Here is a 9,292-nt window from a genome sequence, read left to right on the forward strand (position 1 = left end):
CTTTCAGCAGAAAACTGGTTTTTCGTACTCGTTGTTTGGACATGCTTTACATAACGTCCAGATTGTCTTCGGCATCCGCAGCAGTATCTACGTCATCAAGATCCTCATCTACGGGGTGCAGCTCACTGCGGTTGGACTGGATAATGTCACGATACTGGTTCAGATTGCCGATCAGAGCATCGTAATTGGCGCTGGCCTGCTGTGTGGAGGAAGAAATAATATTCTCCAGATGTGCCAGCATATCATCCATGTACTGCATGGCAGCGGATTTGACATTGTTGGCCTCAATAGTGGCATTGTCCAGAATCTCCTGAGCCTGCTTACTGGCCATGGTAACGACCTCGTTGGCCTGGGCGTAAGCCTGCTGCATGATCTCATGCTCGTTGATCAGCTCGTTGGTATGCACGGTAGCCTCGTTGATCAATGCTTCTGCCTTGGCTTTGGCATCGTTTAGGATGGCTTCCTTGTTGCTGATGATCTTCTGGTAGCGCTTGATCTCATCCGGGGTCTTCATACGCAGTTCCCGCAGTAACTCATCAATCTCATCCTTATTCACGATGATTTCGGTACTGGACATGAACTTCGGCTTGCAACCCTCGATGTATTCTTCTATTTCATCAATTAACTGTTCGATTCTGCTGCTCATGAAACTCTCCTTATTTACACATCACTATGCTCTGAAAGCTTTTTCTCGCGATATTTGTCGTAGATCAGTTTCGCCACAAAATCCGGAACACAAGGGGTGATATCTCCATCAAAACTTGCAATCTGCTTGATGGCGGAAGAACTGAGGTAGGCATATTCCAGACTGGTGGTCAAAAATACCGTATCAATTTTGCCATGGGACAACATCCGGTTGGTCTGTGCCATCTGCAGTTCATATTCAAAATCCGTAATGGCGCGTAAGCCCCTTACGATAACATGCAGATCTTTTTCCCTGGCATAATCCACTAAAAGCCCACTGAAACTGTCAATCTGCACATTAGGCAGATCTTTTGTGGCTTCTTCTAGTATCTTAACACGTTCCTCTACAGAAAACAACGGTGTCTTTTCTTTATTGTTCAAAATGCTGACGATCAGAACATCAAATATTTCGGATGCCCGCCTTATGATATCCATATGACCGTTGGTGACGGGATCAAAGCTTCCGGTGTAAACAGCTCTTTTCATAAAAATCATGCCTTTCAGTGTTACTTCCTGCGAAGGAACACATGCTTGTTGGTTTTGTATTTTTTCTCACGGATCACTTCAAACCCTAAGTCTTCCGCATAGGAGAAATCGGTATGCAGAGAGGCTTCTACCAGGATCAGAGTCTCTTCGGAGACATATTTGGCATAGCGCAGCTGCTCTAAGACTCTGCGCTCCTGCTCCTGATCGTAGGGTGGATCCATGAAGATCACATCCACGTGCTTTTCATAGATGCCCGTCAGTCCTGCGCAGGCATCCTGTTTTAATACTATAGCACGGTCTTTCATTTTCGTAAATGCCAGATTGTCCTCGATACATGCCAGGGCTTTCGGCGCATTTTCAATAAAATAGGCTTTTCTGGCACCGCGGCTTAATGCTTCGATGCCGATGCCGCCGCTGCCACTGAAAATATCCACGAACACACAGTCCGGAATATAGGTCTGCAGCATATTAAAAAGGGTTTCCTTGATCCGGTCGGTGGTGGGTCTGGTATCCATTCCTTCCGGAGTCTTAAGGGGCAGACTTCTTGCAGTTCCCGCAATGACTCTCATATGATTACTCTCCGTTTTCTCTATAAATGTTGTATGAATGATTCTGTTTAAAAAGTTACACTCTCACTTTGGTGCCCTTGCTGTCACGTTTGCCGAGTTTCAGATTATTCAGGATGAGCTCCTTGCCCTTATATTCAATGGTGGTCTCTACGGCATTCTTCGTATAATATACATTTTCCACCTGATCACCGTCGCCCAGTTTCATGCCGCGGACGCCGATGGCACCTTTCTTTTTCTCGGGGATCTCATCGATGGAGAAGCGCAGGAAAAAACCGGCCTTTGTCTGTAATACGATATTCCGCTGATCCGTAAGAGCCGTAACGCTGACAACGCTGTCGCCCTCCGCCAACTTCGTAGCTGCAACGGTGCGCTTGGTCACATCGAACTCTCCGCCATCTACCACCTTCAACATGGACTGTGCAGTGGCAAAGATCACCTGACACAGATTCAGTTCCTTCTGACTGGTGATATAGACGATCTCTTCGGTTTTCTGGCTGAAGTTACTCACGTTGTCAATGGGCGTGCCTTTGTCACGGAACTTGCCGTAAGGCAGGTCCAGCACCTTGATAGTGTGCATCTGTCCGGTGTTGGTGAACAGGCAGATCCTTCCGGTATTTTTACAGGTGAAGACGTATTTATTTTCTGCATCTGCGGCTTCTTTATTCCGCTCGTAGGTGGAGACATCCACAGTCTTGGCATAGCCGAATCGATCCATGAGAAATACCACATCCATCTCTTCCAGTTCTTTTTCCTTGTAGACCGCTTCCTGTCCGTTCTCGATGACAGTTTTGCGGGGATGGCTGTATTCCTTCTTGAATCCGTCCAGTTCATTCATGATGACCTGGGCCATGGAATCTCTGCGGTCCAGAATATCCTCATAACGATAGATGTTTGCCATGGTCTCTTCGTGTTCGTTGATCAGTGCTTCCAGTTCCAGACCGATCAACTTATACAGACGCATCTCTAAGATGGCATTGGCCTGTTTCTCGGTGAACATCAGCTGGGCTGCCATGATCCTGGATTCCTTGGACTTGAACTTGATGCCATCGACCTTACCCTCTACGAGACAGGCTTTTGCCATGGCACGATCCTTGGATCCGCGTAAAATTTCAATGACCAGATCGATCACATTGCAGGCCTTGATCAGACCTTCCTGAATCTCCTTGCGCTCCTGCTCTTTGGCCAATAGATTGGTATATTTTCTGGTAGCCACTTCAAACTGGAAGTCAACATTGGCCTTGATGATCTGCTTTAAGCCCATAGTCTCTGGTCTGCCGTTTGCGATAGCCAGCATATTGACACCGAAGGTATCCTCCAGACGAGTCTTTTTATAGAGCATATTTACAAAGTTCTCGGGATCGGCATCCTTACGAAGTTCGATGACGATACGGATGCCTTCCTTGGAAGATTGGTTGGAAATATCCACAATATCCTGTGTCTTCTTCGTCTCGGAAAGAGCGGCCACGTCGGATAAAAACTTCGCAATATTGGCACCGATCATGGTATAGGGGATCTCGGTGATCACTACATTGGTCTTTCCAGATTTTCCCTTCTGGAGTTCCACTTTGCCCCGCAGCTTGATCTTGCCGGTTCCGGTCTCATAGATGTCTTCCAGTTCATCCTTATTGATAACGATGCCGCCGGTGGGAAAATCCGGCCCCTTCAGGTAACGCATCAGTTCTTTTGTTGTGATCTCATTATTGAGCATATAAGCCTTTACGGCGTCAATGACTTCCCCGAGATTATGAGGGGGAATGCTGGTGGCCATGCCTACGGCGATACCTTCGGAACCATTAACCAACAGGTTCGGAATCTTTACCGGCAGTACGGACGGCTCTTTTTCCGTTTCATCGAAGTTCGGAACAAAGTCTACCACATCCTTGTCCAGATCTGCCAGGAAAGCTTCCTGGGTCACTTTCTGCAGTCTTGCCTCGGTATAACGCATGGCTGCGGCACCATCTCCTTCAATGTTGCCGAAGTTACCATGGCCGTCGATCAGGGGCATGCCCTTTTTGAAATCCTGGCTCATGACTACCAGTGCCTCATAGATGGAACTGTCGCCGTGGGGGTGATATTTACCCATGGTATCACCTACGATACGGGCACTTTTACGGTAGGGGCGGTCGTAACGGATCCCCAGTTCATGCATATCGTAGAGAGTTCTTCTCTGTACCGGCTTCAGGCCGTCTCTGACATCCGGCAGGGCTCTGGCAATGATAACGCTCATGGCATAGTCGATGAACGATTTCTGCATCTCCTCGGAGTATTCTGTTTTTATGATTCTGCTGTCGTCCATTTCTAATCTCCGTTCTTCTGATATCTGATATTAAATATCAAGCGCCGCATCCGTAGCGTGATCGTAAATAAAGGCTTTTCTGGGCGGCACATCCGTACCCATGAGAAGCTCGGTCATCTCGGAAGCCATGCGGGCATCCTCGATCTCTACTAATTTCAACAATCTGCGTTCCGGATCCAGTGTGGTCTCCCACAGCTGTTCGGCATCCATCTCACCCAGACCTTTGTATCGCTGTAAGGTAAAGGGACCCTTGTGGGTCTTGCGGTATTTTTCCAGTGCCTTATCATCATACAGATATTTTTCTTCTCCCTTGGAGGGCATGGCCTTATATAAGGGAGGCATTGCTATGTATACGTGGCCTTCGAAGATCAGATCCGGCATGAAACGATAGAATAAGGTCAGCAGCAACGTGGAAATATGTGCGCCATCCACATCGGCATCCGCCATGATAATGATCTTGTCATAGCGCAGCTTACTAATATCGAAATCGTTGCCGTAGCCCTCGGAAAATCCGCAGCCGAAAGCGTTGATCATGGTCTTGATTTCGGCGTTGGCCAGTACTTTGTCAATGCTGGCTTTCTCTACGTTCAGGATCTTACCGCGGATCGGAAGGATGGCCTGATACATACGGTTTCTGGCAGTCTTGGCACTGCCGCCCGCAGAGTCACCCTCTACGATGAAGATCTCACACTTGGAGGGATCTCTGGACTCGCAGTTTGCAAGTTTTCCGTTGGAATCAAAGGAGAACTTCTGCTTGGTCAGCATATTGGTCTTGGCTTTTTCCTCTGTCTTACGGATCTTGGCTGCCTTTTCCGCACAGCCGATAATGCTCTTCAAAGTCTCCAGATTGCGGTCGAAGAACCGGACGATCTCTTCGCCGGTCACCTTGGCCACGGCCTTGGCGGCATCCTGGTTGTCCAGTTTCGTCTTGGTCTGGCCTTCGAAACGGGGATCCGGGTGCTTGATGGATACCACTGCCGTCATTCCGTTCCGGACATCGGCACCGGTAAAGTTTGCATCCTTTTCCTTTAAAATGTTCAGCTCTCTGGCATAGGTATTGATCACATTGGTGAACTGGGTCTTAAAGCCAGTAAGGTGGGTACCGCCTTCAGAGTTGTAAATGTTATTACAGAAGCCCAGTACATTCTCGTGGAATTCATTCACATACTGGAAGGCCACTTCCACAGAGATTCCCTCGCTCTCGCCGGAAAAGAAAATGACATCATGTACGGTCTCCTTGGAATGGTTCATATCCTTTATAAAGCCAATGATACCTTCCGGCTCATGATAGGTGACCTTCTCCGGCTCTTCTTTTCTTTTATCTTCAAAAATGATCGTAAGCTTCGGGTTCAGGTAAGCGGTCTCATGAAGACGGCTCTTAACATCATCTTCCTTGAAACGGGTCTTGTCGAAGATGGTATCATCCGGCAGGAAATTGATGGTCGTACCGGTCTCTCTGGTCTTGCCCACTACGGGAAGCAGACCGTCCACCAGATCCATCACGGGGATACCTCTTTCATAACGGTCCTCATAGATGAAGCCACCACTCTTGACTCTTACAGTCAACTTTGTGGAAAGAGCATTTACCACAGAGGAACCTACGCCGTGCAGACCACCGCTGGTCTTGTAGGCGGAATTATCGAATTTACCGCCGGCATGAAGAGTCGTGAATACCAGGCGCTCCGCACTGATTCCTTTTTCGTGCATTCCCACGGGAATACCACGTCCGTTGTCTTCTACCGTGGCGGAGCCATCCGCTTCCAGAGTTACTTTTATCGTATCGCAGTATCCGGCCAGATGCTCGTCCACAGAGTTATCTACGATCTCGTAGATCAGGTGGTTCAGACCCTTGGTGGAGACACTGCCGATATACATTCCGGGTCTCTTTCTTACCGCTTCCAGACCTTCCAGAACGGTAATACTTGAGGCGTCATAATTATTGTCTTTTGCCATGAAATGGAACTCCTTATCAACACATGATTGTCTTTAGTATAGCATAGATTTTGTGTTTGGAAAAGTAAAAAATACAAGGGATGGGGGAAACAGATAAGATAATGAAAACTCCCGGAATACTACTTTCCGGGAGTAACAGAATCATTGAAAATTACACATTGATTTTTTTACAGCATGCCAGTGCAAGGGAACCGGGGCCGATGTGGCAGGCAACACTTAAGGACAGTGGATCGATATGGATATCATAGCCGGGGAATTCCGCCTCTACCTCGGTGCGAAACTGTTCTGCTGCAGCTCTGTCGTGGGTATAAGCAATCTGCAGCCAGATGTGCTTGTCCTCCGTCATGCCGCCGAAACGCTCGTTGATGTCCTTCTTAATAGCATTGATCATCATGGTTTTGCCCTGCGAGGTGGTTCTGGCCTTTGCAAAGGCATCCAGCTTTTCACCCTGAATGGTCAGCACCGGCTTCAGGCGAAGCATTGTACCGATGGCTGCGGCCGCCGGAGTGATCCGTCCGCCTTTTTTCAGATAATACAAGGTGTCCAGCATAATATAGATACTGCTGTTGAATTTATCATTTTCCAGGAATTCTTTGATCTGGGCCGCGTCTTTACCGGCTGCTGCAAGCTGCAGGGCATCCAACGCAGACTGACGCTGGGTTACGGAGATCCGCTGGTTGTTCACGACCTGAACTCTGCCATCATAATCTGCCGCAAAGGCCATGGCACTCTGACAGGAACCGGACAGACCGCTGCTCATAGGAATGTGTACGATCTCGTCATATTCCTGTAAAAGCTTGTCCCACAGGCTGGTGACACTGTCAGGAGACGGCTGGCTGGTGGCAATATTGGCACCGGATTTCAGCTTTTCATAGAACTGCTCCTGTGTCAGGTCAATATCTTCATAGTATGTGACTTCATCGATCATAAAAGGCATGGGCAGAACATGGATTCCGCGACGGGCTCCTTCTGCCTGTGTAATTCCGCTGTTACTGTCGGTTACAATTGCGATTTTTGACATTCTGGTATCTAAACCTTCCCTTTGCATAAATTAACATAAATTATCTGATCCTAAGTATAAAACTTTGAACATAAAAATAATTTTACTGTCAGATGGTCCGAAAGTCAACAACATTTACTGCGGTATGTTCTTTGAAATAGTTCACCAATGCTCGGCTGTCGTCATCTGTCAGCTCCGGATCGGATACAAGCAACTGTTCCACGGCATCTGAAGCCTCTTTTAAAATATTTGCATCTGTATATATATCACCCAGTACAAATGCAAATTCACCGCTCTGCCGGATGCCGAAGATATCTCCCGGACCTCGCAGTTTCAGATCCTCGGAAGCAATATGGAAACCGTCGTTGGAATGGTTCAGGATCTGTAATCGTTCCATGGTCTCTTTGGCTTCGGAAGTGCTGATAAAAATGCAATAGCTTTGGAATTCCCCACGTCCCACACGCCCACGCAGCTGATGCAGCTGTGCCAGACCGAAACGCTCCGCATTCTCCACCATCATCACTGTGGCATTGGGAACATTGATGCCTACTTCAATTACCGTGGTGGAGACTAAGACATCGATCTCCTTAGCAGCGAACTCTTCCATAATACGGTTCTTATCTGCCGGACGCATTTTCCCATGAAGATAAGCCACCTGTACGGAAGGAGGCAGAACTGCCCGGAGCTTCTCTGTATAATCCACTACATTCTCCAGGTCTTCCGATTCCCCTTCTTCCACCATAGGACAGATGACATAAGCCTGTCTGCCGGCAGCCACCTCTTTTGCGATAAATTCATAAGCCTTAGGTCGATAGGAAGTCCCTACAACACAGTTTTTGATCGGCAGACGATTCGCAGGAAGTTCATCAATGACAGAGACCTTCAGATCCCCATATAGAATAATGGCCAATGTCCTGGGAATCGGCGTAGCACTCATAACTAACACATGAGGCTCACTCCCTTTGGCGGCTAATGTCTCCCTCTGCCTTACACCAAAGCGGTGCTGTTCATCCGTTACTACCAGCGCAAGGGAAGAATATTCCACTTTTTCCTGGATCAGCGCATGGGTTCCGATGATCAGGTTAGCCTCTCCGGAAGCAATTTTTGCATAAGCCTCCCGTTTCTCCTTCGCCGTCATAGAGCCTGTCAGAAGCACCGGACGGAAAGCAATTCCATATTTTTCTATATAGCCTGAAATGGTCTCAAAATGTTGGACTGCCAGTACTTCAGTAGGGGCCATCATTGCTCCCTGATAACCATTAGCCGCACACATGAGAAGTGCCAGCACTGCCAGGATTGTCTTACCGGAGCCGACATCTCCCTGAATCAGACGGTTCATGGCATAAGGACTTCCCATATCCTCCCTGAGCTCACCCCAGACTTTTTTTTGGGCTTTTGTCAGCGGGAACGGCAGTTGCTCCAGAAATCTTACGGTATCCGCGGTCTCATACATGGGAAAATGATTCTCCGTCTTCGCCGCCAGATCTTTATTTTTCCGAAGAACCAGTAAAAAAGAAAAGAATTCTTCGAATACGATACGGTTCCTTGCTGCCAGCAGTTCCTCCCGGTTTTCCGGGAAGTGCAGTGAATTGACAGCTTCCCTGTGGGAAAGCATGGGTATTTTTTGCAATACGGACTGCGGCAGATATTCTTTTTCCGGGGGATAATATTCCAGTGCCTGGGCTACGGACTTCTGCACCATCTGGTTGGTCAGTCCTTTGGTCAGGGCATATCTGGGCAGAAGCCGACCTGATTTTTTCTGATATTCCTCCCAGGTAAACATTCTGGGCTGCTCCATGATCTTATGAGTGCCCCTCTGCTGTACCAGACCACGGAACAGATAGAATCCGCCGGGTTTTAACACCTTTTTTAAAAATGGCATATTGAAAAAAGTTAGCTGAATGGAATCTCCGTTGTCATCCGTCAGCACAGCGTTCAGGATCGACAGATTCCGGACCTTCTTCACATTGGGAATGGCCGTAATCTGCCCATAGATGGCCTGCACACTGCCGGCAGACACCTCCCGGATGGATACCGGAGCATCGTAAGTCTCGTAATCCCTGGGATAATGTCCGATCAGATCCTCCACGGTAAAAACATTGATCCTACCAAACAGAGCCGCCGTCTTCTCTCCCACACCTTTTATTCTGTTCACAGGTATTGCATCACTCATCCCAGTCCCTCTTTTCTATTTAAATTGAAATTTAGCGAAATATCCCCGTAGCCCTTGGCAGGGTATAAGAAACGCAGCACGCTCGTACTTTAGTACGATGCGCTCCTGTCGCAGAGCGTAGCGGTACATAA

7 protein-coding genes are annotated in these 9,292 nt (G+C 48.1%); all 7 read right to left on the reverse strand.

Translation table 11 applies throughout. The annotated features are described in order from the left end of the window. Positions 1 to 46: 46 nt before the first annotated feature. The 7 genes from ACLTOH_RS14135 to recG all read right to left on the reverse strand — a co-directional run bounded on the left by ACLTOH_RS14135 (position 47) and on the right by recG (position 9,161). A complete protein-coding gene (locus tag ACLTOH_RS14135; RefSeq protein ID WP_022313509.1) occupies positions 47 to 646 on the reverse strand; it encodes a hypothetical protein in 600 nt (199 codons plus the stop codon). 14 nt (positions 647 to 660) lie between these two features. Further along, entirely contained in the window at positions 661 to 1,170 is a 510-nt protein-coding gene (gene coaD / locus ACLTOH_RS14140; RefSeq protein WP_022313508.1) for a pantetheine-phosphate adenylyltransferase, read from the reverse strand. A gap of 20 nt (positions 1,171 to 1,190) precedes the next feature. Next, on the reverse strand, positions 1,191 to 1,739 hold the full coding sequence (gene rsmD / locus ACLTOH_RS14145) for a 16S rRNA (guanine(966)-N(2))-methyltransferase RsmD (protein WP_176864934.1): 549 nt from the start codon (positions 1,737 to 1,739) through the stop codon (positions 1,191 to 1,193). A 55-nt stretch (positions 1,740 to 1,794) separates the two neighbouring features. After that, entirely contained in the window at positions 1,795 to 4,035 is a 2,241-nt protein-coding gene (locus ACLTOH_RS14150; RefSeq protein ID WP_227733575.1) for a DNA topoisomerase (ATP-hydrolyzing), read from the reverse strand. Between the two features lie 30 nt (positions 4,036 to 4,065). Then, positions 4,066 to 5,988, reverse strand: coding sequence for a DNA gyrase/topoisomerase IV subunit B (locus tag ACLTOH_RS14155; protein ID WP_227733574.1), 1,923 nt, complete (start codon positions 5,986 to 5,988; stop codon positions 4,066 to 4,068). Between the two features lie 151 nt (positions 5,989 to 6,139). After that, positions 6,140 to 7,009, reverse strand: coding sequence for a DegV family protein (locus tag ACLTOH_RS14160; protein ID WP_227064432.1), 870 nt, complete (start codon positions 7,007 to 7,009; stop codon positions 6,140 to 6,142). Positions 7,010 to 7,097: 88 nt separating this feature from the next. After that, on the reverse strand, positions 7,098 to 9,161 hold the full coding sequence (recG, locus tag ACLTOH_RS14165) for an ATP-dependent DNA helicase RecG (protein WP_227733573.1): 2,064 nt from the start codon (positions 9,159 to 9,161) through the stop codon (positions 7,098 to 7,100). Positions 9,162 to 9,292: the final 131 nt, after the last annotated feature.

Source organism: Waltera sp., assembly GCF_046969025.1.
Taxonomy (GTDB): Bacteria; Bacillota; Clostridia; order Lachnospirales; family Lachnospiraceae; genus Acetatifactor; species Acetatifactor acetigignens.

Coding starts and splice junctions, on each gene's coding strand:
- ACLTOH_RS14135 (WP_022313509.1), bottom strand. CDS start 646: ATGAGCAGCAGAATCGAACAGTTAATTGATGAAATAGAAGAATACATC.
- coaD (WP_022313508.1), bottom strand. CDS start 1,170: ATGAAAAGAGCTGTTTACACCGGAAGCTTTGATCCCGTCACCAACGGT.
- rsmD (WP_176864934.1), bottom strand. CDS start 1,739: ATGAGAGTCATTGCGGGAACTGCAAGAAGTCTGCCCCTTAAGACTCCG.
- ACLTOH_RS14150 (WP_227733575.1), bottom strand. CDS start 4,035: ATGGACGACAGCAGAATCATAAAAACAGAATACTCCGAGGAGATGCAG.
- ACLTOH_RS14155 (WP_227733574.1), bottom strand. CDS start 5,988: ATGGCAAAAGACAATAATTATGACGCCTCAAGTATTACCGTTCTGGAA.
- ACLTOH_RS14160 (WP_227064432.1), bottom strand. CDS start 7,009: ATGTCAAAAATCGCAATTGTAACCGACAGTAACAGCGGAATTACACAG.
- recG (WP_227733573.1), bottom strand. CDS start 9,161: ATGAGTGATGCAATACCTGTGAACAGAATAAAAGGTGTGGGAGAGAAG.